Raw genomic sequence first — 24843 nt, 5'->3', positions numbered from 1 at the left:
GGGGTTTGGTCTGCGGGAGGTGATGGCGCGCTGGGGTTTTGCCTGCGGGAGGTGATGGCGCGTTGGGGTTTGGTCTGCGGGAGGTGACGGAACCCAGCCGTGAATAGGAGGGCTTGGCCGGCTCCGATCGATAGGATCAAACGCGTGACTGACTCCCGCGACGCCGTACTGCGCCTCAGGCGTCTCCTGGTCTTTACCGTGTTCGCGGTTTGCGTCTTCACAGCGTTGTCATTCTGGGCGCTGCAGCAGTCCGGCGCGGATGCCCGTGTGGCCCTCGACCCGCCGCCGCGGTCGGAAGCGAAACTTGAAACGCTCTCCACCGGCATCACGCCGGCCGTGAACATCACCCGGAACGCGGACGCCGAGTGGCTCGCACAGGCTGCCGGGCAGACCGGCATTCCCGCGCGGGCGCTCCAGGCTTATGTGGCCGCGGCCGGCGCAGCCAACCAGTCCTCTCCGGGCTGCGGGATCGGCTGGAATACGGTGGCGGCAGTCGGCTTCGTCGAATCCCACCACGGGGCTTACGGCGGCGGAAGCCTGGACTCCGCCGGGCAGGCCAGCGGACCCCTTGTTGGCCCAAGCCTGGACGGAAACGGATTCGCCGCCATCGCTGACACGGATGCCGGAGCCCTGGATGGCGACGCACGCTGGGACCGTGCCGTGGGGCCCATGCAGTTCATTCCCTCCACGTGGGAGATTGCGGGGAGGGACGGCAACGGCGATGGGACAGCGGATCCCTTCAACATCGACGACGCTGCGCTCAGTACAGCCAGCTACCTGTGTGCCCGCGGCGGTGATCTCACCACCGCGCACGGATGGACCGGTGCCATCTACTCCTACAACCAGTCGGATGCCTACCTGGTCCAAGTGCGTGACCGGGCCACGGCATACGCCCAGGCGACGGGCGCCATCGGATAAGTACCGCGGCGCTACTGGCCCCGTCCCACGCCGCTGGCCACCTCCGCGGCGGCCTCCTCGCGGCGTTCCCAGCAAAAAGGTACCGCTGCTGCATCGCGAAGCGGCCTGACGCCGGGCTGCTACCCGTCGTAGTGGGTGCGAGCCGGGCCCTGGCCCAAGGCGTTGACCACTGCCGTGGCAACGTCATGCAGTTTCGAATTGCGGGTGCTGGACGCTGTCTTCAGGATCTCGAAAGCATCGTGCTGGCTGCAGCGGTTCTGGGCCATAATGATGCCCACCGCCATATCGATGACTGTCCGCGATTCCAGGGTTGCCCGCAGGTTTGCCGCCGTTTCGCTGTAGTGGGCAAAGCGGACGGCAAGCCGGAGCGCGAGGGAGGTCTGGCTGACGAAGTCCTCGGCGAATTCAAGCACCCGTGCTTCAAAACGGTTGGGGCGGCCCGAGTACAGCAACAAAGCCGCCTTGGTGCCGCCTTCCAGCTGGAAAGGCAGCGCAAGGACGGAGCGGACGCCCCCACCCAGCAATGCCGCGGAGTATTCAGGCCACTGGCCATCGTCGCGGATATCCGGAACATGGACAGTTTCCTGGGTGGTGGAGGCAATCATGCTAGGCGTTTGGTTGAATTCGTACTCAAGCCGCGCAACGGCCTCGGCGGCCGGGCTGCTGCTGGCCACCATGGCGGCTTTCCGCTCCCGCAGCAGGGTGATGGCGCACAGGATCTCGTCCCCGGGCTCGGAGAGATTGCGGGCGGACACCTGCGCCAGTTCGGTAAGGAAATCCTCGACATCGGAGCTGTTGAGGACAAGTTCATGCAGGTGGTCAGTAATGGATGTATCAGTTTTTGCAGTTGACTCGCTGGCCACGGTTTCTTGGTGCCATTCGCTCAGGTCAAAACGAGCCGGCAACATGCTCCGTCCACCCGAAGGGCGGAAGGCGGCAATGCTCGCTGGATCGACGAACTTTCCAACGGCCTGCTGCTAAACCGATACCGAGAAGTATATACATCCTCCGGCCACGGGAAACGTCATATTGGCTTCCCCTGTTAGCCCGTGGCTGCTGGTGCCCGAACGGTTATTGCGGGCAGAATAGGGGACGTGCCGGGGCCGCCGGCGGCGGATCCGGAAACCAGCGGTGCCGCGCCGTGGAGGGACAGGAACATGACCAGACTGCTCATCATCGGTCCGCCCAGCTCCGGCAAGGGAACGCAGGCGGAACACCTGGCACGGCATTTCGGCATTCCCGCCGTGTCCACGGGCGAGATCTTCCGCAGCAATGTCAGCCGGGAGACTGAACTCGGCAATGAAGCCGCAAAGTACCTCGACGACGGCGACTTCGTTCCGGACCACCTCACCAATGCCCTGGTCAAGGACCGGCTCCTCGAGGCCGACGTCAAGGCAGGCTTTCTTTTGGACGGCTACCCGAGGACCGCACCCCAGGTTATGGAGCTCGACGACATGCTGGCTTCCCAGGGGCACGCCCTCGATGCGGTGATCGAGCTCCAGGCCCCCGACGCCGAGCTGGAACAGCGGATGCTGCAACGTGCCAGGGACGAGGGCCGCAGGGACGATACCGTGGACGTGTTCCGGCGCCGCCTTGACCTCTACCACCGCGAGACCCATGAAGTGGTGTCCGTCTACGCAGGCCGGGGCTTACTGGTGCCGGTGAACGGCAGCGGCGAACCCGGCGACATCACCAAACGTGCGATCGCCGCCGTGGAACGCTTTATCAACCGAAAAGGAGAACGCGCATGAGGGTGGCAGTAACCGGGGGAAGCGGAAAGCTGGGACGGCACGTGGTCCGCAGGCTGGCCAGCGACGGCCACCAGGTGCTCAACCTGGACCGTGCAGGGGAGCGGAACCCGGGGCTGGTGGTGGTTGACCTGCGCAACTACGGCCAGGTGGTGGATGTCATGCTGGGGCTGGACGACCGCCACGGCGGATTCGACGCAGTGGTCCACCTCGGGGCCGTTCCCGCGCCCGGCATCATCCCGGACGCCGCCACCTTCGAGAACAACATGCTCGCCACCTACAACGTGTTCCAGGCCGCCCGCCGGGCCGGAATAAAGAAGGTGGTGTATGCCTCCAGCGAGACGGTGCTGGGACTGCCGTTCGACGTCGACCCGCCCTACATTCCGGTGGACGAGGAGTATCCCGCCAGGCCGGAGAGCACCTACTCGCTGGTGAAGCACCTCGAGGAGCAGATGGCGGTGGAGCTGACGCGGTGGGACCCGGAGTTGAGCATCTCCGGGCTCCGGTTCTCCAACGTCATGGACCCCGAAGACTACGCCAGGTTTCCGGCTTTCGATGCCGACGCAACGCTGCGGAAATGGAACCTGTGGAGCTATATCGATGGCCGTGACGGTGCGCAGGCGGTGGTCCGTGCACTGGAAAACGCGGGGCCGGGCTTCGAGGCGTACATCATCGCCAACGCGGACACGGTGATGAGCCGGCCAAGCGCGGAATTGGCGGCGGAGGTGTTCCCCGACGTCAAGGTCACCAAGGACCTGGGCGAGCACGAGACCATGTTGTCCATTGACAAGGCCAGGCGGCTGCTCGGTTTCGAGCCAGAGTACTCCTGGCGGAACCACCAGGTGGACATCCCGGCAGGCGCCTCAATCTGACCCGCCGCGTACGAGCCGCAGAAATCTCATAGGGTTGGCACAAGATCCTGCAAGGACCGGGTTTTTGTGCCCAACCGGGTCCTAACCTTTTGGTAGGCCGGATAAATTACCTGCCCGCGCAGCCCGCAACGCCAAAACAAGGACCCCAAAATTCGCACTCCATCCTTTGTGCTGCCCGCCGCAGCAGTGCTGGTCTCCGCCGTCGCCCTTTCTACCGCTTCCGTGCCGGCGTCAGCAGCCCCGCCGGCAGAGGCCGGCGAAACGGGCCGCTACATCATCCGGTACGCAGCCAATGCCGATGTAGCCGCCGAGGCAGCCGGGCTGCGGGCGCAGGGACTCGGTGTCGGCCGTACTTTTGCCCACGCCGTCCGTGGTGCCGTGGTGACCGCCAATCCCGCACAGGCAGCAGCGCTGGCACGGTCCGGCCGCGTGGTATCGGTGGAAACCGACGCCCCCGTCAGGCTCTCCGCAACCCAACAGCCAGCACCTTGGGGCCTGGACCGGGTGGACCAGAGGGCCCTGCCCCTCTCCGGGTCCTACTCCTGGACGGCATCCGGAGCCGGCGTGAGCGCCTACGTGGTGGACACCGGTGTCCTGGCCTCGCACGCGGACTTCGGCGGACGGGTGGCGGCCGGCTGGAGCGCCGTTGCGGACGGACTGGGCTCCAGCGACTGCAACGGGCACGGCACCCACGTGGCAGGATCGGTGGCCGGGTCCATTTACGGCGTGGCCAAGGGCGCTACCGTCGTGCCGGTCCGGGTGCTCGACTGCAACGGCTCCGGCTACAACTCAGACGTGGTGGCGGGCCTGGACTGGATCGCGGCCCACCACACGGCGGGAACGCCCGCGGTGGCCAACCTCAGCCTGGGCGGCGGGGCCAGTACCGCCGTGGACGCGGCCATCCAGGCAGTAATGAACGACGGCGTCACTGCTGTGGTTGCCGCCGGCAACTCCGCCGTGGACGCCTGCGGTAGCTCTCCCGCCCGCGTTCCGGCGGCCGTAACCGTAGCTGCCAGTGACTCATCTGACCGGCAGGCGTCCTTCTCCAACTTCGGATCCTGCGTGGACCTCTACGCACCCGGGGTGGGGATTACCTCAACCCACCACACGTCTGCCACCGCCACCGCATCCATGTCCGGAACGTCCATGGCCGCGCCCCACGCGGCGGGGGCAGCAGCAGTGCTGCTTTCCCAGAACCCCGCGCTCTCACCGGCCCAGGTGGCGGGCACGCTCACGTCCAATGCAACCGCAGGCGTTATTACCGGGGCCACCAGCGGAACCCCCAACCGCCTGCTGTTTGCCGGCGCTGCTGCCGCCCCGGCACCCGTCCCCGCTCCGGCACCCGCCCCGGCACCCGCCCCCGCTCCGGCGCCCACTGTCACTGCCATCACCCCGGGATCCAACGCAACGGCAGTTGCAGCAGGAGCCAACGTGACAGCCACCTTCAGCGCCGCGGTCCAGGGCGTCACCACCGGCACGTTTGTGCTCAGGAATGCGGCCGGCAGTACCATCCCGGCCACGGTCAGCTACAACTCCACCACCCGCACCGCCACCTTGGACCCGGCTGCCGGCCTGCCCGCTGACGCAACCTACACTGCCACACTGGTGGGCGGAGCCTCCGCCATCCGCGACGCCGCAGGAACCCCGTTGGCCTCCGTCTCCTGGAGCTTCCTTACCGGCCCGGCCCCCGTGGTCGCCGCTTCCACACCTGGCAGCAACGCGCTGCTGGTCCGGCGGACCAACAACATCAGCGTTACCTTCAACGAGGCCGTCCAGGGGGTGGCCGGGGCGACGTTCACGGTAAAGAACGCTGCCACCGGTGCGGTGGTTCCGGCCGCCGTGTACCGGAACGGCACCACCAACCAGTGGATACTGGACCCCCAGCAGGCGCTGGGGGCCAAGACCAAGTACACAGTGACGGTGACCGGTGGCAGCGCCGGAGTCCGCGACCTTGCCGGAAACCCATTCGCCGGCAGGAGCTGGCAGTTCACCACCGGCTCGTTCTAGGCCGTTCTCACGGGCAGGCGGAAACCAAAAAGGAGGCCGACGGCGGTTGGTAGCAGCCGCCGTCGGCCTCCTTTTCAGGGTTGTGTCCCCAAGGGGCCTTCTCAGTAGTCGATCGGGACAAGCTCATAACCGTCTGTCTTGGCTATCAACTGTCGGCCGTCGACACCGTTGGGGCTAAGCCAGAGAGCTGACGAGTCCGCTGTAACGTCCTCCACCTCGCCGGTCCGCAGGACCCGGCCGCCAGAGCGGAGTTCCACCCAATGGCCCCGCAGGTCCTCCCAGTTTTCACCTGGTGCGACGGGCATGACTCTTGGTCAGATCTTGTCTGAAGTGCTTGCCGGAACCGGGAGGGGTTGGTCCGGCGCCTTCTCCCGGGGCTGGGCCGATTCGCCGGCAGCCGGCGGTACTGGCTTCCTCTTGAAGCGGTTACTGATGCCGGTGCCACCGCCGGTGCGGTTTTTGTTGAAGATATCGAAGCCCACGGCGAGCAGGAGGACGAGTCCCTTGATGAGCTGCTGGTAGTCCGTCCCGAGTCCCAGGATGGACATGCCGTTGTTCAGCACACCCATGATCAGGCCTCCGATCAGGGCCCCCGCCACCGTGCCAATGCCTCCTTGGACTGCCGCTCCGCCGATGAAGGCTGCCGCTATCGAATCCAGTTCAAACCCGGTGCCGCCGGCAGGTTGGGCGGAGTTCAGGCGGGCAGTGAAGACCAGTCCTGCTAGTGCGGCCAGTACGCCCATGTTGACGAAGAGCCGGAAGGTGACTGCTTTGGTCCTGATGCCGGAAAGTTCGGCGGCGTGGAGGTTACCGCCGATGGCGTAGATGTGCCGGCCGAAGATGCTGTTGTTCATCAGCGCGGAGTAAGCGATGACGAGCACGGCGAGAACGATCAACACGATGGGGGTGCCGCGGTAGCTCGCAAGCAGGAACGTGATGACGAGCATGAGCAGCGCGATGAACGCCGTTTTGATGGCGAACCAGGCCACGGGCTCGTTCTCGAGGTTGAACCTCTTGCGGATCCGGCGTTCCTTCAAGGACTGAAAGAGGATCGCGGCAGTGCCACCGACGCCGAGGATGACGGTCAGCCATTCCAGTACGGAAGTGCCGCCGGTGATGTCGGGCAGGAAGCCGCCGCCCAGCGCGCGCAGTTCGTCGGGAAACGGGGTGATCTGCTGGTTTTTCAGGGTAATCAGTGTCAGCCCGCGGAAGATCAGCATGCCGGCGAGCGTGACGATGAATGCCGGGATGCCGACATAGGCGATCCAGTACCCTTGCCAGGCTCCCACCAGGGCGCCCACCAGCAGACAGGCGGGGATAGCCAGCCACCATGCCCATCCCCACTGGACCATCATGACCCCGGCGACTGCGCCGATGAAACCGGCGACGGAGCCGACGGAGAGGTCAATGTGCCCGGCGATGATGACCATCACCATGCCTATCGCCAGGATGAGGATGTAGCTGTTCTGAACCACTAGGTTGGTCACGTTCTGGGGCTGGAGCAGGATTCCGTCGGTCAGGACCTGAAAAAGGATAACGATCAGGATCAGGGCGACGAAGATGCCAACCTGGCGGAGGCGGCTTGTCAGGAAGCCGAGGGATTCTCGTAGGGCGGACATGCTATTCCTTTTCTTTGGTCATGTAGTGCATGAGAGTTTCCTGGGAGGCCTCGGCAATTGGGACCTCACCGGTGATGTGGCCCGCTGACAAGGTGTAGATCCGGTCGCAGATGCCCAGGAGTTCGGGGAGTTCCGAGGAAATAACGATGACTGCTTTTCCTTCAGCGGCCAGGCTGGCAATGATCGTATAGATCTCGAACTTGGCCCCCACGTCGATGCCCCGGGTGGGTTCGTCGAGGATCAGCACGTCAGGATCGGAAAACATCCATTTACTCAGCACCACTTTTTGTTGGTTTCCTCCCGAGAGCTTGCCTGTGATGGCAGCAACGGATGGAGCCTTGATGTTCATGCTTGCGCGGTAGCGGTTGGCCACGGCTGTTTCTTCGTTTTTGTCCACCCAGCCGCGTTTTGCCAGCTTTCCCAGGGCCGCCATCGAAATGTTGCGTTTGATGTCTTCAATGAGGTTCAGGCCGTAGTGTTTACGGTCCTCGGTGGCATAGGCAATCCCGTGCCTGATCGCGTCGGGCACGGTGGCGGTGTTGATTTCCCGGCCATGCTTGAAGACTTTGCCGGACACCGCACGCCCGTAGGACCGGCCGAAGACGCTCATGGCGAGTTCCGTCCTGCCCGCGCCCATTAGGCCAGCCAAGCCCACCACTTCGCCCTTGCGCACGGTGAGGTTGGCGTTGGACACCACCATGCGCGTGTGGTCCTGGGGGTGCTGGACCGACCAGTCTTCGATGCGCAGCACTTCCTCGCCGATCTCGGGAGTCCGTTCCGGGTAGAGGCTGTCCAGGTCACGCCCAACCATTCCGCGGATAATGCGTTCCTGGGTGATCTGGCCTTGGTCGAGCCGAAGAGTCTCGATCGTCCTGCCGTCGCGAATGATGGTGACGGCGTCAGCGACCTTTCGGATCTCGTTGAGTTTGTGGCTGATGATGATACTGGTGATTCCCTGGCCTTTAAGGTGCAGGATCAGGTCCAGGAGGTGGCCTGAGTCCTCATCGTTGAGGGCTGCTGTGGGCTCATCCAGGATGAGAAGCTTAACTTCCTTCGACAGCGCTTTGGCGATTTCCACCAACTGCTGCTTGCCGACGCTTATGTGCTGGACCGGCGTGACCGGATTTTCGGCCAGGCCCACCCTGGCCAGCAGCTTTGCCGCTTCCAGGTTGGTTTTGCGCCAATCCACCCAGCCGTTTTTGGCCTGCTCATTGCCGAGGTAGATGTTTTCGGCGATCGAGAGGTAGGGGCTGAGGGCAAGCTCCTGGTGGATGATCACGATGCCGCGCTTTTCACTGTCGTTGATGCCTGAGAAGTTGCACGCCTCGTTTTCGAAGAGGATTTGCCCGTCGAACGCATTGTCAGGGTAGACGCCGGAGAGGACTTTCATCAGGGTCGATTTCCCGGCGCCGTTCTCTCCGCAGATGGCATGCACTTCACCGCGGTTAACATCCAGCGTGACATCCTGCAGGGCCTTGACCCCTGGGAAGGTCTTGGTGATTCCTCGCATTTGAAGAATGGGTGTGTTCATCGTCAATTCCCACTGACTGGTTGGAAGCTGGCAACCTGCTGCTGCAGGTGCTGGGGGAAGGGTGTGGCCGGGCCGAAAGGGCCCGGCCACCGCCCTGCGGGGTTGTTACTTGACGTCGGCGTCCGAGTAATAGCCGGACTCCAGGAGTTCCTTCTTGTAGTTGTCCTTGGTGATGATCACGGACTCAAGCAGATACGCCGGTACCACCTTGACCTTGTTGTCGTAGGTCTTGGTGTCGTTCACTTCCGGCTCCTGGCCCTTCAGCACCGAATCGACCATCTTTACGGCCTGAGAGCCCAGCTGGCGGGTGTCCTTGAAGATGGTGGAGTACTGCTCGCCGGCGATGATGGACTTGACCGAGCCTTTTTCGGCATCCTGACCGGTCACGACTGGAAGGGTTCCCTTGGCGTAGCCGCCCGTGCTGGTCAATGCGGAAATGATGCCGATGGAGAGGCCGTCATAGGGGGAGAGCACTCCGTCCAGTTTGGTGCCTGAGCTGTAGGCGGCGGTGAGGATGTCCTCCATGCGCTTCTGGGCCACGGGAGCCTGCCAGCGCAGGATGGCTGCCTGCTCGAACTTTGTCTGGCCGCTGGGCACCTTCAGAGTTCCGGCGTCCAGGTAAGGCTTCAGCGTGTCCATGGCGCCAGTCCAAAAGAAGTTGGCGTTGTTGTCATCCGGGCTGCCGGCAAAAAGCTCGACGTTGAAGGGGCCCTTCCCCTCCACCTTGTTGCCGCCGGCATCCACCAGGCCGAGCCCGGTCAGCAGGGACGTTGCCTGCTGCACGCCCACCGTGTAGTTGTCGAAGGTGGTGTAGTAATCAACGTTCGGGGAACCGTTGATCAGGCGGTCGTAAGCGATGACCTTGACGTTCTGCTCTTTGGCTTTGACCAGGACGTCCGTCAAGGTAGTGCCGTCGATAGCAGCAATAATGAGGGCCTTGGCGCCCTTGGTCAGCATGTTCTCAATCTGGGAGACCTGGGTGGGAATGTCATCATTGGCGAACTGAAGATCAGTCTTGTACCCCAGGTCCTTCAAGGACTTCTCGACGTTTCCGCCATCAGCAATCCAGCGTTCGGAAGTCTGGGTGGGCATTGAGATGCCCACAAGAGATTCACTGGGATTGGCAGAGGCCCCTGCCTCAGTGGCTGCGCCTCGGGAGCCGCAACCTGTCGCACCGACAGTGACTGCCAGGGCGACGGCAACGGCGCCCAGGAGTTTCCTAATTCTCATGATTTTCTCCTTTCGCGGAGGTTGGTCCGCGAAGTGGTGCTGGGCCCGCAAGCATCTGCGCTTGCCGGCGGATAAAGCCGCCAGGAGTACCTGGTGTTGATGCCCGAGAGGGCTACGGACACGAGTGGAACTGCGGATCCGGCAGAATCGGTGGTCGAGCCAGCCGGGCCTGCAGTCCAGAAGCCCATGCATGCTTGTTAGCGCTAACACGCATGCTACGGCAGAGTTGCATGTGAGTCAAATCACTCTTTGCTTTTCGGGGGTAGTCCTTCTAGCGTGAATTCGGTGCGCCCATGTGCGGCACCGTTGATCTGGAGCTCCAACGCGTGCAGTCCCGGATGATGCACCCTGGTAGTCATCTGCCTGAACGCGTGGCGCTTGGAGATGCTCGTGCTCTCGCCCGGCGCCAGGGTCAGGGTTGAGATTTTGAAGACCTTCGCCGACTGGCTGCCATTGGCCTTGCGGTAGTGGACCAGGTAGTCCACAGCCAGGCGGACATCCTGGGTGCCGGTATTGGAAATCTCGAAGGCGAACGTCAACTCTCCAGGCACCGTGAGGATTTCCTGGTCAAGGCGCGGACCGGAAACGGCCACCGTCGCCGGCGTGAAGCCAAGCAGCGCCAGCGCGCCCGGATGCCCCTTCTTTATGAGGGTGCGGAGGCCGTGGCGGACCACCCGGCCCGTGTTGCGGTCTGCCGCCGTGAGCCAGTGCCGGGCTGTGTCCACAACAGCATCAGGCGCGTGGCGGGCGAGATCGTTAAGGTGGTTGGCTACAGAACGCCGTACATACTCGGACGGGTCGCGGTAGAGGGCTGTGAGGATGGGCAGGGTGGCTTCGGGCCGCCGGACGAGGGCTGGCACGCGCACCGCCCACGGGAGGTACGGACGTGTGCCCTCGCTCGCCAGGCGGCGAACGTGCTCATTAGGGTGTGCTGTCCACGTCAGGATTGCTGCCAGTGCCCGGTCCGTATTCCTGGCAAGGAGACGCCGGACGGCGAACTCCCCGGTGAGCCGTGGCGTCAGTTCGGCGAGCAGGCCCAGGCAGTCGTCGAAGTCCTCCGCTGCATCCGAGGCGAGCGCGAGTGTAACGGCCGCCTCCGAAACCGGCCAGAGGACCCAGCCGGTGAATTCCGGAGCTGCAAGTGCCGCACGGAAGCTGGCGGACGCCGTCGTATATCCCGGGACCGGACCCGTGCTGATGTCGGCCACAAGGGCACCGGCCACCAGGTCGGTCCGTGCACGTAAGTTCAGGTCACCCAGCAGGGATGCGGTGGCAGCAGTTTGCTTCCACTCCACCGTGGGCGCACTTTCCATCAAGATACGCGTGAGCGTGCCTATGCCCGGAGGATCAATCAGTTCGTTCATCACGCCCATGCAGTCAGGCTACCGCCGGAGTACGACAGTTCGGGCGCCGCCGGATCCCTGATGGAAAGGCACGGAACCGATACCGCACCAAGGCCGGGCAACCGGGATAATCTTCACCCTAGGCAAATCTCCATCTAGGGACGGGCACGCAGTGGCACAGCAGGGGTCAGCAGGTTCCGGGGCTACCGGTAAAAGGGCCAGCAAATGGCGGGTCTTCCACGACAAATTCGTCGTGGAGGAGCGCTATGTGGAGCCGGACGACCGGCGGGGCCTGTACCGGGCGTCGATCGTTCTGGTGGCGCTGGGGGTGGCGCTTTTCATCGCCACCTTGATCAGCGTAGTGCAGGCTGATGGCCTCTCCGCCGCTGACGGGCCTGTGCGCGACTGGCTGCTCGGGCTGAGGTCACAGACCCTCACAGTCGTCATGATCTTCCTGGCCGTGGTCTTCGGTCCGGTTGCCCTCCCCATCATCGTCCTGGTGGTCGTTGCCGCCTGGGGCTTCGCGGCAAAGCACGCCTGGCGCCCCATTCTGCTGGCCTCCGCGATGCTCACGGGCGTCATCATTTCCCAGATCATCCTCCAGATTGTGCGGCGCTCCCGTCCCCCGGTGGATCAGATGCTCTTCGGCATTGACCACACCTTTTCGTTCCCGTCCGGGCATGTCCTGGGAGCCTGTGACTTCCTGTTGGTGGGTGCCTTTTTGATCTACTCCCGGCGAAGCAACCGGCGGGCTGCCGTCTTCGGGTTCATCGGGGCAGGCATCGGCATTGTGCTGGCGGCCCTCAGCCGTTTGTACCTGGGATACCACTGGCTCAGCGATGCCCTGGCATCGCTATCGCTGTCCTTGGTGATTCTGGGCGGAGTAATCGCCCTTGATACTTGGCGGACGGTGAGGGTTCCAGGCGAGCGGATCACCGGCGAGCTGTCCAAGGCGGACGCACCGCGGGACTGAACTCCAAGAGACTCCAAGAGGCCGACCAAGGCGTTCCATTGAGCCCGGAGTGCGGGGTGCCAGTGAGCGGGACGGGGCGCCGAGGCGGCTGGCCGCCGTCGTACCTTTTCACACCGGGGGCTCAGGCGGGCGGCCGGGACCGGGCCCGCTTGAGGGCCCGGTGGAGCTTGACGTTGGCTTCCTCCAGCTCCAGCACCTTGGCAACGCCGGCCAGGTTCAGGCCCTGTTCCAGGAGTTCGCCAATCCGTAGCAGCACCGCAATGTCCGCATCGCTGTACTGCCGTGTGCCGCCGGAAGTACGCGACGGCGTGAGCAGGCCCCGCGTCTCATAGAGCCGGATGTTCTGCTGGCCGGTCCCTGCCAGCTCCGCCGCCACGGAGATGGCATACAGTGCGCGTCCCTTTGCGGGCATTCGCGCCCCTCCTGTTTCCTGCCCTGCCATTAGTTCTCCAAAAATTGTGGGGGAGTCTTGCTTCAGTTTCCCACGGGTGCTATAAAAAATCTATATCCAACACCATAGATCATGGGAGTGGATATGGCATCGATCCAACATCTGACAAGCTGAAGGAGTGGGAAATGATGTTGATGCGTACGGACCCGTTCCGTGAGCTGGACCGGCTCACGCAGCAGGTCTTTGGAACCGCCGCCCGCCCGGCCGCCATGCCCATGGATGCCTGGCAGGAGGACGGTGAGTTCGTGGTGGCCTTCGATCTTCCGGGCGTCAAGCTCGATTCGCTGGACCTGAACGTTGAGCGCAACGTCCTTACGGTCCGGGCGGAACGCCAGGACCCCACCCAGCCCAATGTTGAGCTGGTTGCCTCCGAGCGTCCACGCGGCGTCTTCAGCCGCCAATTGATCCTGGGCGACACCCTGAACACGGACAACATCAGGGCCAGTTACGACCAAGGCGTCCTGACGCTGCGGATCCCCGTGGCGGAAAAGGCCAAGCCGCGCAAGATCGAAATCGAGACGCAGCAGCAGGGCCAGATGCAACAGATCGGAACCTAGGCCAGTGGTGGGCGGCACAGGGCAACCCCTGGTTGCCCTGTGCGGCCCGCATTCGGAACTGCAGCTGGAACCGGAAGACTGACATGAGCCAAACCCCGGATTACTACGCCGCCCTGCACATCCCGCATGACGCCACGCGGCAGCAGATCTCACGCGCCTACCGTGCCCTGATGCGCAACCATCACCCGGACATGGAAGGCGGAAGGGCCGCCTCGGCGGTGCAGGAGGGAGCGCAGGGCGGGGTGCAGAAGACCGGGTCTGGTGGAGGAACGCCACCTGAGGCGGAACTGCTGCGGATTATGCAGGCCTTCGCCGTCCTGCGCGATCCTGCCCGGCGGGCAGCGTACGACCGCGAGGTGAAGGCGCAGCCGGCAGTCCGTGCAGCACCGGCATCCCAAACGGGGACGGACATCCCGGTCCGCAAGGTCCGGCACGCGGCCAACCCGCGCGGGAACATCATACGAATCACACCCGTGCGCTGGGAAAGCGGCCCCTGGGCCTAGCTGCCAGGGCACCTGTCATGCCGTAGCAAACCCCCGCGATCCAACCCGGGAACCACTTCGAGAGGCGGAGAACTGTATGAGCGATTGGCGCCGCTACGATTCACACCTGATGCCTGCATTCCACGAGCGCTTCGAACAACGGTGGGGCCAGGGCACCGCTCCGTTTTTGGATCCGGAGGCGCATGAGGAGCCCGTTCCACGTGCCCAGTGGATCAACCCGACAACCGGTGCGGCGCTGGCCGTGGTACCGGTATGGACGAACGACGAGAGGCAGCAACGGTCCTTCGGCGTGTTCTATCTTCCGCCCGCGGGGGACATTTGGGTGCTGCGGCCGGGCTACACCGGCTACCTCGAACCGGCCGATGGCGAAACGGAGCACCTGGTCACGTTGCGGAACGATGCCTTCCGCAAGGCCGTGGCGCACGCAAAGGAGTTCCTGTTCGGCGACCAGTAATCCCGGGAAGCCTTATGCGCAGGCACCTCAGTTAGACGATTCCTGCGGCGCCGCTGCCCAGCAGGCTCCGGGTCAGGGATTCGGCGTCGCCCAGCAGTTCTTCCGCCGCCGTTGCCAGGTGGGAATCAGACACCGGCACGTCCTCGAGGGCTGCGGCTACCACGGCCCGCCGCACCAGTTCGCGGGCGAAGGAGGCCGTGGTTCCCTGGGTACGCTCGGCGGCGGCAGCCACGGCGTGGGGACTGAAACCGGCCTGCCGGCCGTAGAGGCGAAGGAGCTCAATCCGTTCCTGGAGCGCAGGCAACGGGATCTCCACGGCAAGGTCCACCCGGCCGGGCCGCTGTGCCAGCGCGCGCTCCAGCATGTCCGGCCGGTTGGTGGTGAGCACAAATGCGACGTCCGCGTCATTATCCAGGCCGTCCATGGCATCCAGGACTTCAAAGAGCAGCGGCTGCGGCCCGTGGCCGAAACTCCGGTCCTCGGCGATGAGGTCGCAGTCCTCGAGCACTACCATCGAGGGCTGCAAGGCTCGGGCCATCCGTGCCGCCTCCGCGATCCGGGCGAGCGAACCGCCGCTGAGGAGGATGGCGGTGGTGCCCACGCTTTGGCCGAGCAGATAGCGGACGGTGTGTGTTTTGCCTGTTCCGGGAGGGCCGTACAGCAGGACGCCCCGTTTGAGGTGCTGTCCGTGGCGCTTCAGGGACTCGCTGTGGGCGGCAATGCCGACGGCGTGGCCCGCCACCTTGTGCAGGAGGCCAGGCGGAAGAATGACTTCCTGCTCCTGCAGCTGCGGCCGGTGATGGAAGGTCACCCCGCCGCTGCTGGGCCCGAACTCACCCATCGTCAGGGAAATGACCTGGCCCTTGAGAACACTCTGGCTGTCCATCCGGCGCCGGTACTCGGCCAGGAACGCAGCACCCGTTTCGGCGTTCTCGGGCGCCACCTCAAGGGAAGCGGTTTGCCGCCCGGACCGGGGATCCGCCGCCCGTTGCAGAACGGCCAGCCGCCCGCCGTCGTACGTGAAAAGCCGCACCCCGAAACCCACCGCCTGGCGCTGGCTGTCCGGCCCCACAGCCAGGTTGACGTAGTCCGGCTGGGCCAGCGGGAACTGCGGGAAGGCCTGTGATTGCTGAAGCATGTCGCTCAACGACTGGTGGTGCCGCTGGCCGCCGCCGCCGACCCCCACCAGCCTGCTTTCCGGGTCCAGGGCCGCGAGCCCGGCCATGACGATGTCCGCATCAACGAACCGGTGGGGCGGAATCTGTTCCTCCACCACCGCAAGGTCTTCGGCAGCCAGGCCCAGGTGCCCGGTCAGCGTATCCAGCAGCTGCACCCCGGCCTGGCGCCTGTGGCTGCTGGCCTGTGCCAGCTGCACCAGATCGGCAAAGTCGTCGATGAACTTCCCCAGTTTTTCATCCATTCCCAGACCCTAGCAGCACGCTCACCGGCACCCTGGGAATCGTGCGAGGATATGGTCCTGACCTCGCGGAAGTTGTAGGACTCCGCAGGTACCGTCCTGTTCATCAGTAAGGGTTGAATCAATGCACATTACCGCCAGGGACCTCGCAGCACTCATCCCGCCGGGGTTCACCCTCGGAGTGGCCACCGCAGCCTTCCAGATCGAAGGCGCGCTGGATGAGGACGGCCGCGGACCTGCGGGCTGGGACGTGTTTTCCCGCAAGCCCGGCGCCATCGTCGAGGACCACAGCCCGGCCGTAGCGTGTGACCATTACCACCGCATGCCCCAGGACGTGGCGCTCATGAAGCAGCTCGGTGTGGATTCGTACCGCTTCTCGTTCGCCTGGCCACGCATCCAGCCCACGGGTAGCGGCGCCGTAAACCGCGCCGGCCTGGCCTTTTACGACCGGCTGCTGGATGAACTCCTCGCCAACGGAATCTCACCCATGGCCACGATCTACCATTGGGACACTCCGCTCGCCCTGGACGAGGCCGGCGGCTGGATGAACCGCGACACCGCCTACCGCCTGGGGGAGTACGCCGCCATCCTCGCCGAAAAGTTCGGCGACAGGGTAGCCCGGTGGGTCACCATCAATGAGCCCGCCACCGTGAGCACCAACGGGTATTCGCTCGGCCTGCACTCGCCCGGGAAGGAGCTCGTCCTGAACGCCTTTCCCACAGTCCATCACCAACTGCTGGGCCATGGCCTGGCCGTGCAGGCCCTGCGTGCCGCGAACGTCCCGGGGGAAATCGGCATGACCAACGTGTACTCGCCGATGGTCCCGAACTCCATCAACCCGCTGGACTACATCAGCGCAGGCCTGATGGACCTGGCCCAGAACCGTCTCTATGCGGACCCCGTGCTGACCGGAAAATATCCGGACCTGATCCGGGCCGCCAAGTTCTTCAGCGCCTTCGACCACCCCGCCGAGGACATGGAGCTCATCTCCCAGCCGCTCGATTTCTACGGGCTCAACTACTACATGCCCACCAAGGTGGCTGTCGGGCCCGGCGCAGGCGCAGTGCCGGCAAGCATGGCCGAGGCCATGGGCAGCGACCTCAGCGCGGCGGGCAGCGGTGGAACCCCCTTCCACGTGGAAACCTGGCCGGAGGCAGACATCACGTCCTACGGCTGGCCGGTGAAACCGGAGTACATGGGAGTCGCCCTGAAGGAAATGGCCGAACGGTACCCCAACCTGCCGCCCGTCATCCTCACCGAGGGCGGGGCCAGCTTCGAGGACATCATCGTCCGGGACAAATCGACCAACACCCGGTTCATTCCGGACGAGCGCCGCCTGAAGTACCTGTCGGACCATCTTGAGGCCGCACTGCGGGCCACTGCTCCGGGGGGTGACGCTGAGTCGATCGATTTGCGCGGCTACTACGTCTGGTCCCTCCTGGACAACTTCGAGTGGTCGGCCGGCTACAACCAACCCTTCGGGCTGCTCCATGTGGACTTCGAGACCCTGGAGCGGACGCCGAAGGCCTCCTACTTCTGGTACCAGGAACTCATCGAGGAGCGCGACCTTGTCAACGCCGCGGGTGCGGCCATCGCACAGGCAGCAGCGCCTGAGGTCCTTGAAACCGAAGCGCCCGACGACGGCGTGGCACCTTTGGGTGCCAGCGCTTAGGGCGTTTGCGGCTGGTAGAGCTTGGGGCCGGGCCGCGCGGGTTGGCCAGGACGCGCGGTTCCGGACCGGGGGCTAGAGAAGGTCCAGCGTGGCGAGCTGCTTGGCTATGCCGGCACCGTCCGGCGAATAGATCCAGGGCACCCTGGACGTGGTGTGGTCGCCGTCCTCCGAGTGGCCGCCTGCGAACACGGACTCGCTGACGGAGAGTTGCCGGATGGCGATGGCTGCAACCTTGTCGGGGTTGTCCTGGGCAAAGCTTGAGTAGATTGCCTCATCGTGCTGGCCGTTGTCGCCCACCAGGAGCCAGCGCATGTCCGGGAACTCCTTGGCCAGCCGGTCCAGGTTTTGCCGTTTGTGTGCCTGGCCGCTGCGGAACCAGCGGTCCTGCGTCAGGCCCCAGTCGGTCAGCAGCAGGGCGCCGGACGGATACATATTGCGGTTGAGGAAACGGGCCAGCGTGGGCGCCGCGTTCCAGGGCCCCGTGGACAGGTAGATCACCGGCGCATCCGGGTGTTCCACGGTGAGCCGGTCCAGCAGCACCGCCATGCCCGGCGTGGCCATGCGCGCCCGTTCGCTCAGCACAAACGTGTTCCAGAGGGCAAGGAAGGGCCGGGGCAGGGCCGTCACCATCACGGTGTCATCGATATCCGAGACGATGCCGAACTTTACATCCGGTGCAATCACCCGGATCTTGGCCTCGACGGGCTCCGTGCCTTCCGCGCGGAGGACGGCGGTGTGCCAGCCCGGTGAAAGCTCGACGTCCACCTCAGTATCGATCAATCCGCCACGGTCCGCTTTGACGTGGGTGACAACATCGCCGATGGTGATCTCGACGTCGGTAAACTGCAGCGGCACGCTGGTGAAGGCGCGCCAGCCGCGGACGTTCTGGTTGCCGTTCTGCGCCGCGTGTTCCGCTTTGCTCCCCGGCAGGGGCTTTTGCGTGAGCAGGACCCGTCCCAGCACGCGCACGAGGCTGGTGGAGCCGTAGCCCTGGTACGCGATGGTCTGGGGAACAAAGTTCCAGCGCTTGGCCAGCCGGATCCGCGCCGAATTAACGGTGTCCGAGATCAGGTGCGCCAGCCGGAACACCTGGTTTCCCGAGAGCACGTCCCGGACCGGAGTGTGCGCTGTTTTCTGTGACGAATTGTTCGGAGCCGTGTCCATGGTTCCACTCTGCCACAGGGCGGCGCCGGGAGAGGGTAACGCTGGTCTCCGGGGAGGTGTATGACGTCAGCCTTCTCCCAGGATCCCGCGCAGGGTCTCGGCGTTCCGCACGGCGTGGCCATCGCCGTCGTTATTGAAGTAAGCGTAAACGTCCAGGCCGCTGCCGGACCACTCGCGGATGCGTTCCGCCCACCAGTGCAGGTCAGCATCGGAATAGGAGCCGGCGTATAGGTGCTCGTGGTCCGGCCCGTGCAGCCGGACATAGGTAAAGGGGGCGGTGGTGCGCAGGATGCAGGGCAGATTGGCGCCGCTCATGATGCAGTAGGCTGCCTGGTGCCGTTCGAGCAGGGCGAACACTTCCGGGCTGTCCCAGCTGGGGTGGCGGAACTCCACACAGACACGGATCCAGTCCGGGACCGCGGCCAGGAAGTAGCCCAGCCGGGCATCGTCCCGCTCCATGCCGGGCGGCAACTGGACCAGGAGGACCGCCCGTTTATCGCCGAGCTCGTGCCAGCACCGCGTAATGCGCTCCAGCCACACCTCGGGCTCATACAGTTTTCGGGCATGGGTCAGGCCCCGGGGGGCCTTGACGGACATGCTGAAGCCGGGCGGCAGCCGCTGGTTCCACCCGGCAAATGTTGTGTCCCGGGGCCAGCGGTAGAAGCTGGCATTGAGTTCGACGGTTCGGAACCGGGCCACGTAGTGCTGGAGGCGGTCCTTGACCGGCAGCTTGGGTGGGTAGAGGACGTTCTCCCAGTGGTTGTAGCTCCATCCGGAGGTGCCGATATGGATTGCCATGAGTGCCTCCGGTGCCTGCTGCCGTCGATATGAAGGCTACACCCCTGTGCCCGGTCCACTTCGGAGCTGGCTGTGGCAGGGTAAGGGCATGGCGCGAATTGAAGACTATGCAGTTGTAGGTGACCTCCATACCGGGGCGTTGATCAACAAGGAAGGCTCCATCGACTGGCTCTGCCTTCCCCGGTTCGATTCTCCCGCCTGTTTCAACGCGCTGCTGGACACGCCTGAAGCAGGTCGCTGGCTCCTGGCGCCTGCAAGCGGGGGCTCCTGTACCCGCCGGGGCTACCGGGACGGCACCCTTATTCTCGAAACGGAATGGGACACCCCCGAAGGCAGCGTGCGGGTCATTGACTTCATGCCGCCCCGGGACTCGGTGGCGGACATTGTCCGCATCGTCGAAGGCGTCAGCGGCAGCGTGAGGATGCACGGTGAGCTGACCCTCCGCTTCGACTACGGCCACATCATCCCCTGGGTGCGCCGGGACGAATACGGCCTGCATGCCATCGCCGGCCCGGACGCGGTCTACTTTGTCACCCCGGCCCCGCTTCACGGCGAAAACATGCACAGCGTCAGCGACTTCACCGTCAACGCTGGGGAGCGGGTCCCCTTTGTCCTAACGTGGGCGCCCAGCCATGTTGGGCGGCCGCATACTGTCGACGCCGAGGAAGTGCTGGGCACCACCTTTGCGTTCTGGCGCGGCTGGGCCTCGCAGTGCACGGTGGAGGGCCCTTACAAGGATGCCGTGGCCCGTTCCCTGGTGACGCTGAAGGCCCTGACCTATGCCCCGACCGGAGGGATCGTGGCGGCAGTGACCACCTCGCTGCCCGAACAGTTGGGTGGCCCCCGCAACTGGGACTACCGGTACTGCTGGCTGCGCGATGCGACCATGACGCTCCAGGCGCTGCTGGCTGCCGGTTACACCGCAGAAGCCGCCGCCTGGCGGGACTGGCTGTTGCGGGCCGTGGCCGGCGACCCCGCGGACCTGCAGATCATGTACGGGATCCATGGCGAACGCCGCCTGCCCGAGATGGAGCTGCCCTGGCTGAAGGGTTACGAAAACTCGTCCCCGGTGCGCATCGGCAACGGCGCCGCCGAACAGCTCCAGCTCGATGTGTGGGGGGAGGTGCTCGACTGCCTGGCGTTGACGCGGAACTCACTGCTGAAGCACTCGGATGAGGCCTGGGACGTCCAGGTGGCACTGATGGAGCATCTGGAGACCATCTGGGACCAGCCTGACAACGGGCTCTGGGAAATGCGCGGACCCCGCCGCCACTTCACCCACTCCAAGGTGATGGCCTGGGTTGCAGCGGACCGCATGGTGAAGGGTGTCCGCGAATCGGGACTGCCCGGGCCGGCGGAGCGCTGGGAGAAGCTGCGGGACACCATCCACCGCGACGTGATGGCCAACGGCTTCGACCCCCGCCGCAACACGTTCGTCCAGTCCTACGGCCGGCCGGAGCTCGACGCCAGCCTGCTCCTGATACCCCGGGTGGGGTTCCTGCCGGCTGATGATCCCCGCGTCATCGGAACCATTGAAGCCATCCAGCGGGAGCTGACCGAGGACGGGTTTGTGCTCCGTTACCGCCCCGACGTAAGCGACGACGGCCTGCCTGGTGATGAGGGCGTCTTCCTGGCCTGTTCGTTCTGGCTGGTGGAGGCGCTGCTGGGTGCGGGCCGCCGCGAGGAATCGAGGGAACTCTTTGAACGCCTCCTTGAGCTGCGCAACGACGTGGGACTGCTGAGTGAGGAATGGGGCGTACGGGCAGGCCGGCAGCTGGGCAATACACCCCAGGCCTTCAGCCATTTCGCGCTTGTGACTAGCGCTTTGGAGCTGCATCAGGATACGGTTCGGCGAAGTGACACCCCCATTCCGCCGGAGACGGCGGAAGCGCGCTGAGGCGGCGCGTATAAGGGTGCGACTTCTCCTTCGCAGAATAGATAAGTATACTTACTAACACCTCATGGAGTGCTCCCAGTAAGCACGGTGCGGTGACTGACGGAGGAGTGATTGCAAATGGCCGGGTATTTTGAGCTCGTGGATGCGCCTGACGGCGGCTACCGGATCAGGATGATGGACGGAGCGGGGAATCTTATGGCCATCTCGGTGACCTTTCCCACGAAAAGGGCAGCTGTAGCCGGAGTGGCAATGGCACGGGAAATCGCCGGGACGGGCCTCATCAGGGACAAGAGCCACGATGGCGCAGGCACGGTGATCCGGGAGCGCGTACGTCCGGTGAATACGGCCAAGGAGGAGGCTGCCCTGGCCAGGAAAACTCCAGGGGCCAAACGGGCAGCGGTCAGCTGATGGCCCTGCAGGCTGCTGGGTCCCCTGACGGCGGGCGCCGGCAGGGGATCCTTTTTGATGTTGACGGCACCTTGATCGATTCGTCATACATCCACACCATCTCCTGGTGGGGCGCCTTCCGCCAGCAGGGGTACGACATCCCGATGGCATCCATCCACCACTTCGTGGGCATGGGCGGTGACCGCCTGGTGGACAGCCTCCTGCCGGCAAGCCGGGACCGTTCCCTTGATCCTGACATCATGGCCAGCCATGGGGCCCTTTACGCCTCGCACTGGCCGGCGCTGCGAACCTTCGACGGCGCGAAAGACCTGCTCGCCCAGTGCCACGCGGCGGGTCTCGCCGTTGCCCTTGCCTCCTCCGCGCGCAAGCAGGATCTGCAGGTCATGAAGGCCACCCTGGACGCCGACGCCTTCATTGATGCCGCTACCAGCGCCAATGACGCCAAGGACAGTAAGCCTGCTCCGGACATCCTCGTGGCGGCGCTGGAGGCCATCGGCGTGGAAGCGGCGGACGCCGTTTTTGTGGGGGATGCGGTGTGGGACATGAAGGCCGCTGCGGCGCTGGGTATTCCTGCGATTGCCGTTACCTGCGGTGGCGTCAACGCCGGTGAACTCCGTGATGCGGGCGCGGTGGAGGTCTACGAGGGTCCGCGCGACCTGCTCGAGAACCTCACATCAAGCGCCATCGGCCGGTTGCTTTCGCTCGCGCCTAACTCCTGACCCCGAATCCGACGACCGGCTTCTGACGCCGGTGCGCACCCGCTGCCGCGCCATCCGTCGTCGGACTTTTCGCCGTCGGTGCTACAGGACCTGGCCGCCGGCAACCGAGTCCTCGTCACCCTGATTGGCCGGCTTGGCCCAGGAGACAGCCACCCGCACCGAGCCGTCGTCGCTCCGGTCAATGTCAGTGGCCACATCCGATGCGCTGGCCCCCATCTCCATGATCCGCTCGCGGTAGGTAGCCACGAGCTGCTCCAGGCTCTCTTCCGTCCATTCTCCGGGCCGCATGCGGGTGGAGATTTCAACCGGTTCGGGCTGGTAGAGCGACATAACGTTCCTCTTTCATATCTGCGGGTGTGGCTCTTCCTACGCTAGGAGCACGAAGTCAGAACAACAAGGATTTTAGTCAGGTTGCTTACTTTTTCCCCCGCGAGCCGATAGCGTCGAAGGATGGGCGCGAGGCCCCGCTGCAGCGAAAAACTTCCGGGAAAGGTGAATTGTGAAAGCACTGACATGGCAAGGAAAACGCTCGGTAAGTGTGGAAGAGGTCCCCGATCCCGTCATCCAGGAGCCCACGGACGCGATTGTCCGGATCACCTCCACGGCGATCTGCGGATCGGACCTGCACCTGTACGAAGTGTTGGGGCCGTACATGCACAAGGGCGACGTGATCGGCCACGAACCGATGGGCATCGTGGAGGAGGTGGGAAGCGCAGTCACCAACCTCCGCAAGGGCGACCGGGTGGTGGTCCCGTTCAACATCGCCTGCGGCCGCTGCTACATGTGCGCGCAGGGCCTGCAGTCCCAGTGCGAGACAACCCAGGTCAAGGACAAGGGCTCCGGTGCTGCCCTCTTTGGCTATTCCGAGCTGTACGGTTCCGTTCCGGGCGGGCAGGCCGAATACCTGCGGGTCCCCCACGCCGACTACGGCCCGGTGAAGGTGGGAACCGAGCTACCGGACGAGCGTTACCTCTTCCTTTCGGACATCCTTCCTACGGCCTGGCAGGCCGTGGAGTACGCCGACACCCCGGCCGGCGGCACGCTGGCCGTCTTCGGGCTGGGGCCGGTGGGGCAGTTCTCGGGCCGCATCGGCGTGCAGCGCGGGCTGCGGGTGATCGGCGTGGACCCTGTGCCGGAGCGGCGCGAGATGGCGGCGCGGCACGGAATCGAAACGCTCGATTACAGCAAGGACGTGGCGGACCAGCTGCGGGAAATGACGGCCGGAAGGGGCCCGGACGCGGTGGTGGACGCCGTCGGCATGGAAGCGCACGGGTCCCCGGTTGCCGGCTTCGCCCACCAGGCACTGGGCCTCCTGCCCGACAAGCTGGCGCAGAAGGCGATGGAGACGGCCGGCGTGGACCGGCTGGCAGCGCTGCACACATCCATCAACGCCGTCCGGCGCGGCGGGACCGTGTCCCTGAGCGGGGTCTACGGCGGCCAGGCCAGCCCAATGCCCCTGCTGACAATGTTCGACAAGCAGATCCAGGTGCGGATGGGGCAGTGCAACGTCCGGCGGTGGACCGACGACCTGCTTCCTTTGGTGGAGGACGACGCCGATCCGCTGGGTGTGATGGATCTGGTCACCCACCGTTCGGGGCTTGAAGGAGCGCCGGCGCTGTACGAAAAGTTCCAGAAAAAGGAAGACGGCTGCATCAAGGTGGTCCTGAACCCCTGAACCCCTGAAGCGCGAAGTGTCGTGGTGACGCTCCACCACGGCACTTCGCGCTTCCCCATGGGGCGGGTTATTAGGTGAGGCGGACCTGCCGGTTCATGTCCTTGTAGAGCAGGTAGCGGAATTCGCCCGGGCCGCCCGCGTAGCAGGCCTGCGGGCAGAAGGCGCGCAGCCACATGAAGTCGCCGGCCTCAACCTCAACCCAGTCGTTGTTCAGCAGGTACATGGCCTTGCCCTCCAGGACGTACAGGCCGTGCTCCATGACGTGGGTTTCGGGGAACGGGATGACGCCGCCGGGCTGGAACGTCACGATGTTCACCTGCATGTCGTGGGCAAGATCGTTGGAGTCCGTGAAGCGGGTGGTCTTCCAGGCGCCGTTGGTGTCCGGCATCGCCGTCGGCTCCACGTCCTTTTCGTTGGTGACGAAGGACTTGGCTTCGTACCCCTCGAGGCGTTCGTAGGCCTTGCGAATCCAGTGGAAGGACACGACGTCATCGGAGACATTCTCCAGGCCCCACTCCGAACCGGCAGCCAGGTAGGCGTAGCCGCCTTCCTCCAGCTGGTGCAGTTCACCGTCCAGGGTCAGGTTGACCCTGCCGCGGGTCACGAAAACGACGCCTTCGACTCCGGCCTCGAATTCGGCCTTGGGAGCACCGCCGCCCGGGCCGATCTCCACGATCAGCTGCGAGAACGTGGTGGCGAAGCCCGAAATGGGGCGGGCGATGATCCAGGAGCGGGTGTTCGAAAAGCCCGGAAGGTTGGACGTGACGATGTCGGTCATGACGCCTTTGGGGATCACCGTGTACGCCTCGGTGACGATGGCCCGCTCCGTGGTCAGGTGCGTCTGCGGCGGCAGTCCGCCGGTGGGGGAGTAGTACTTGCCCATGAAA

The 24843-nt window shown here is 64.7% G+C and carries 25 protein-coding genes; 13 read left to right on the top strand and 12 right to left on the bottom strand.

All coding sequences use genetic code 11. The annotated features are described in order from the left end of the window. The first annotated feature begins 144 nt into the window (after positions 1 to 144). Positions 145 to 918 carry a lytic transglycosylase domain-containing protein gene (locus tag AC5RUQ_RS12935; protein WP_493947746.1) on the top strand — a complete coding sequence of 258 codons (774 nt, stop codon included), beginning with the start codon at positions 145 to 147 and terminating at the stop codon, positions 916 to 918. A 119-nt stretch (positions 919 to 1037) separates the two neighbouring features. Here AC5RUQ_RS12935 and AC5RUQ_RS12930 read toward each other — a convergent pair whose 3' ends face one another. Then, on the bottom strand, positions 1038 to 1781 hold the full coding sequence (locus AC5RUQ_RS12930; protein WP_493947745.1) for a GAF and ANTAR domain-containing protein: 744 nt from the start codon (positions 1779 to 1781) through the stop codon (positions 1038 to 1040). 294 nt (positions 1782 to 2075) lie between these two features. On the opposite strand from AC5RUQ_RS12930, the gene AC5RUQ_RS12925 reads away from it, so the two are divergent. The 3 genes from AC5RUQ_RS12925 to AC5RUQ_RS12915 all read left to right on the top strand — a co-directional run bounded on the left by AC5RUQ_RS12925 (position 2076) and on the right by AC5RUQ_RS12915 (position 5545). After that, complete coding sequence (locus AC5RUQ_RS12925) at positions 2076 to 2669, top strand: adenylate kinase (protein WP_493947744.1); 594 nt, start codon at positions 2076 to 2078, stop codon at positions 2667 to 2669. Further along, on the top strand, positions 2666 to 3538 hold the full coding sequence (locus tag AC5RUQ_RS12920) for an NAD-dependent epimerase/dehydratase family protein (protein WP_493947743.1): 873 nt from the start codon (positions 2666 to 2668) through the stop codon (positions 3536 to 3538). Before AC5RUQ_RS12925 ends, AC5RUQ_RS12920 begins: the two co-directional genes overlap by 4 nt. Positions 3539 to 3706: 168 nt before the next feature. Further along, on the top strand, positions 3707 to 5545 hold the full coding sequence (locus AC5RUQ_RS12915; RefSeq protein ID WP_493947742.1) for a S8 family serine peptidase: 1839 nt from the start codon (positions 3707 to 3709) through the stop codon (positions 5543 to 5545). Positions 5546 to 5646: 101 nt separating this feature from the next. On the opposite strand, the gene AC5RUQ_RS12910 is transcribed toward AC5RUQ_RS12915, so the two are convergent. The 5 genes from AC5RUQ_RS12910 to AC5RUQ_RS12890 form a co-directional block, all read right to left on the bottom strand. Beyond that, positions 5647 to 5850, bottom strand: coding sequence for a hypothetical protein (locus AC5RUQ_RS12910; protein WP_493947741.1), 204 nt, complete (start codon positions 5848 to 5850; stop codon positions 5647 to 5649). A 9-nt stretch (positions 5851 to 5859) separates the two neighbouring features. Beyond that, the gene (mmsB, locus tag AC5RUQ_RS12905; RefSeq protein WP_493947740.1) at positions 5860 to 7164 is read right to left on the bottom strand and encodes a multiple monosaccharide ABC transporter permease; all 1305 of its coding nucleotides are present in this window, start codon (positions 7162 to 7164) and stop codon (positions 5860 to 5862) included. A gap of 1 nt (position 7165) precedes the next feature. Next, positions 7166 to 8695 carry a multiple monosaccharide ABC transporter ATP-binding protein gene (gene mmsA, locus AC5RUQ_RS12900; protein WP_493947739.1) on the bottom strand — a complete coding sequence of 510 codons (1530 nt, stop codon included), beginning with the start codon at positions 8693 to 8695 and terminating at the stop codon, positions 7166 to 7168. 105 nt (positions 8696 to 8800) lie between these two features. Continuing rightward, positions 8801 to 9925: a multiple monosaccharide ABC transporter substrate-binding protein gene (gene chvE / locus AC5RUQ_RS12895; RefSeq protein ID WP_493947738.1), complete on the bottom strand. Its 1125-nt coding sequence runs from the start codon at positions 9923 to 9925 to the stop codon at positions 8801 to 8803. 242 nt (positions 9926 to 10167) lie between these two features. Next, a complete protein-coding gene (locus AC5RUQ_RS12890) occupies positions 10168 to 11298 on the bottom strand; it encodes a DNA alkylation repair protein (protein WP_493947737.1) in 1131 nt (376 codons plus the stop codon). 142 nt (positions 11299 to 11440) lie between these two features. Between AC5RUQ_RS12890 and AC5RUQ_RS12885 the strand changes: the two genes are divergently transcribed. Further along, entirely contained in the window at positions 11441 to 12241 is an 801-nt protein-coding gene (locus AC5RUQ_RS12885; protein ID WP_493947736.1) for a phosphatase PAP2 family protein, read from the top strand. Positions 12242 to 12362: 121 nt separating this feature from the next. On the opposite strand, the gene AC5RUQ_RS12880 is transcribed toward AC5RUQ_RS12885, so the two are convergent. Continuing rightward, on the bottom strand, positions 12363 to 12653 hold the full coding sequence (locus AC5RUQ_RS12880) for a MerR family transcriptional regulator (protein ID WP_493947735.1): 291 nt from the start codon (positions 12651 to 12653) through the stop codon (positions 12363 to 12365). Positions 12654 to 12820: 167 nt separating this feature from the next. Between AC5RUQ_RS12880 and AC5RUQ_RS12875 the strand changes: the two genes are divergently transcribed. From AC5RUQ_RS12875 to AC5RUQ_RS12865, 3 genes are all read left to right on the top strand, one after another. After that, positions 12821 to 13249 (top strand): Hsp20/alpha crystallin family protein, encoded by a 429-nt coding sequence (locus AC5RUQ_RS12875; protein WP_493948127.1) that lies wholly within the window; start codon positions 12821 to 12823, stop codon positions 13247 to 13249. Positions 13250 to 13332: 83 nt separating this feature from the next. Then, the gene (locus tag AC5RUQ_RS12870) at positions 13333 to 13752 is read left to right on the top strand and encodes a J domain-containing protein (protein WP_493947734.1); all 420 of its coding nucleotides are present in this window, start codon (positions 13333 to 13335) and stop codon (positions 13750 to 13752) included. A gap of 76 nt (positions 13753 to 13828) precedes the next feature. Beyond that, entirely contained in the window at positions 13829 to 14206 is a 378-nt protein-coding gene (locus AC5RUQ_RS12865) for a hypothetical protein (protein WP_493947733.1), read from the top strand. A 31-nt stretch (positions 14207 to 14237) separates the two neighbouring features. On the opposite strand, the gene AC5RUQ_RS12860 is transcribed toward AC5RUQ_RS12865, so the two are convergent. After that, positions 14238 to 15626: an AAA family ATPase gene (locus tag AC5RUQ_RS12860; protein WP_493947732.1), complete on the bottom strand. Its 1389-nt coding sequence runs from the start codon at positions 15624 to 15626 to the stop codon at positions 14238 to 14240. Between the two features lie 121 nt (positions 15627 to 15747). On the opposite strand from AC5RUQ_RS12860, the gene AC5RUQ_RS12855 reads away from it, so the two are divergent. Next, positions 15748 to 17295 (top strand): GH1 family beta-glucosidase, encoded by a 1548-nt coding sequence (locus tag AC5RUQ_RS12855; RefSeq protein WP_493947731.1) that lies wholly within the window; start codon positions 15748 to 15750, stop codon positions 17293 to 17295. 72 nt (positions 17296 to 17367) lie between these two features. Here AC5RUQ_RS12855 and AC5RUQ_RS12850 read toward each other — a convergent pair whose 3' ends face one another. Then, entirely contained in the window at positions 17368 to 18459 is a 1092-nt protein-coding gene (locus AC5RUQ_RS12850; RefSeq protein WP_493947730.1) for an App1 family protein phosphatidate phosphatase, read from the bottom strand. Between the two features lie 66 nt (positions 18460 to 18525). Further along, positions 18526 to 19257, bottom strand: coding sequence for a DUF72 domain-containing protein (locus AC5RUQ_RS12845; RefSeq protein ID WP_493947729.1), 732 nt, complete (start codon positions 19255 to 19257; stop codon positions 18526 to 18528). Positions 19258 to 19345: 88 nt separating this feature from the next. Between AC5RUQ_RS12845 and AC5RUQ_RS12840 the strand changes: the two genes are divergently transcribed. The 3 genes from AC5RUQ_RS12840 to AC5RUQ_RS12830 all read left to right on the top strand — a co-directional run bounded on the left by AC5RUQ_RS12840 (position 19346) and on the right by AC5RUQ_RS12830 (position 22281). Beyond that, positions 19346 to 21154 (top strand): glycoside hydrolase family 15 protein, encoded by a 1809-nt coding sequence (locus AC5RUQ_RS12840; RefSeq protein ID WP_493947728.1) that lies wholly within the window; start codon positions 19346 to 19348, stop codon positions 21152 to 21154. Positions 21155 to 21271: 117 nt separating this feature from the next. Then, positions 21272 to 21562, top strand: a complete 291-nt coding sequence (locus AC5RUQ_RS12835) for a hypothetical protein (RefSeq protein ID WP_493947727.1) — start codon at positions 21272 to 21274, stop codon at positions 21560 to 21562. After that, on the top strand, positions 21562 to 22281 hold the full coding sequence (locus tag AC5RUQ_RS12830) for an HAD family hydrolase (RefSeq protein ID WP_493947726.1): 720 nt from the start codon (positions 21562 to 21564) through the stop codon (positions 22279 to 22281). Before AC5RUQ_RS12835 ends, AC5RUQ_RS12830 begins: the two co-directional genes overlap by 1 nt. Positions 22282 to 22362: 81 nt before the next feature. On the opposite strand, the gene AC5RUQ_RS12825 is transcribed toward AC5RUQ_RS12830, so the two are convergent. Further along, positions 22363 to 22611, bottom strand: a complete 249-nt coding sequence (locus AC5RUQ_RS12825; protein ID WP_493947725.1) for a hypothetical protein — start codon at positions 22609 to 22611, stop codon at positions 22363 to 22365. A 169-nt stretch (positions 22612 to 22780) separates the two neighbouring features. Between AC5RUQ_RS12825 and AC5RUQ_RS12820 the strand changes: the two genes are divergently transcribed. Then, a complete protein-coding gene (locus AC5RUQ_RS12820; protein ID WP_493947724.1) occupies positions 22781 to 23956 on the top strand; it encodes a zinc-dependent alcohol dehydrogenase in 1176 nt (391 codons plus the stop codon). 70 nt (positions 23957 to 24026) lie between these two features. Here the strand turns inward: AC5RUQ_RS12820 and AC5RUQ_RS12815 are convergent, their stop codons facing one another. Further along, a complete protein-coding gene (locus AC5RUQ_RS12815; protein WP_493947723.1) occupies positions 24027 to 24839 on the bottom strand; it encodes a bifunctional allantoicase/(S)-ureidoglycine aminohydrolase in 813 nt (270 codons plus the stop codon). Positions 24840 to 24843: the final 4 nt, after the last annotated feature.

This window comes from Arthrobacter sp. MDT2-3 (assembly GCF_059090465.1).
Note: the sequence above shows the minus strand (reverse complement) of the source record. Positions and strands in the feature narration are given on the sequence as shown.

Bases quoted from the DNA above. Each gene is read 5' to 3' on its own strand.
- AC5RUQ_RS12845 (WP_493947729.1), bottom strand. From the start codon at position 19,257: ATGGCAATCCATATCGGCACCTCCGGATGGAGCTACAACCACTGGGAG.
- AC5RUQ_RS12855 (WP_493947731.1), top strand. From the start codon at position 15,748: ATGCACATTACCGCCAGGGACCTCGCAGCACTCATCCCGCCGGGGTTC.
- AC5RUQ_RS12880 (WP_493947735.1), bottom strand. From the start codon at position 12,653: ATGCCCGCAAAGGGACGCGCACTGTATGCCATCTCCGTGGCGGCGGAG.
- chvE (WP_493947738.1), bottom strand. From the start codon at position 9,925: ATGAGAATTAGGAAACTCCTGGGCGCCGTTGCCGTCGCCCTGGCAGTC.
- AC5RUQ_RS12840 (WP_493947728.1), top strand. From the start codon at position 19,346: ATGGCGCGAATTGAAGACTATGCAGTTGTAGGTGACCTCCATACCGGG.
- AC5RUQ_RS12825 (WP_493947725.1), bottom strand. From the start codon at position 22,611: ATGTCGCTCTACCAGCCCGAACCGGTTGAAATCTCCACCCGCATGCGG.
- mmsB (WP_493947740.1), bottom strand. From the start codon at position 7,164: ATGTCCGCCCTACGAGAATCCCTCGGCTTCCTGACAAGCCGCCTCCGC.
- AC5RUQ_RS12860 (WP_493947732.1), bottom strand. From the start codon at position 15,626: ATGGATGAAAAACTGGGGAAGTTCATCGACGACTTTGCCGATCTGGTG.
- AC5RUQ_RS12925 (WP_493947744.1), top strand. From the start codon at position 2,076: ATGACCAGACTGCTCATCATCGGTCCGCCCAGCTCCGGCAAGGGAACG.
- AC5RUQ_RS12835 (WP_493947727.1), top strand. From the start codon at position 21,272: ATGGCCGGGTATTTTGAGCTCGTGGATGCGCCTGACGGCGGCTACCGG.
- AC5RUQ_RS12850 (WP_493947730.1), bottom strand. From the start codon at position 18,459: ATGGACACGGCTCCGAACAATTCGTCACAGAAAACAGCGCACACTCCG.
- AC5RUQ_RS12865 (WP_493947733.1), top strand. From the start codon at position 13,829: ATGAGCGATTGGCGCCGCTACGATTCACACCTGATGCCTGCATTCCAC.
- AC5RUQ_RS12910 (WP_493947741.1), bottom strand. From the start codon at position 5,850: ATGCCCGTCGCACCAGGTGAAAACTGGGAGGACCTGCGGGGCCATTGG.
- AC5RUQ_RS12830 (WP_493947726.1), top strand. From the start codon at position 21,562: ATGGCCCTGCAGGCTGCTGGGTCCCCTGACGGCGGGCGCCGGCAGGGG.
- mmsA (WP_493947739.1), bottom strand. From the start codon at position 8,695: ATGAACACACCCATTCTTCAAATGCGAGGAATCACCAAGACCTTCCCA.
- AC5RUQ_RS12890 (WP_493947737.1), bottom strand. From the start codon at position 11,298: ATGGGCGTGATGAACGAACTGATTGATCCTCCGGGCATAGGCACGCTC.
- AC5RUQ_RS12920 (WP_493947743.1), top strand. From the start codon at position 2,666: ATGAGGGTGGCAGTAACCGGGGGAAGCGGAAAGCTGGGACGGCACGTG.
- AC5RUQ_RS12875 (WP_493948127.1), top strand. From the start codon at position 12,821: ATGTTGATGCGTACGGACCCGTTCCGTGAGCTGGACCGGCTCACGCAG.
- AC5RUQ_RS12870 (WP_493947734.1), top strand. From the start codon at position 13,333: ATGAGCCAAACCCCGGATTACTACGCCGCCCTGCACATCCCGCATGAC.
- AC5RUQ_RS12815 (WP_493947723.1), bottom strand. From the start codon at position 24,839: ATGGGCAAGTACTACTCCCCCACCGGCGGACTGCCGCCGCAGACGCAC.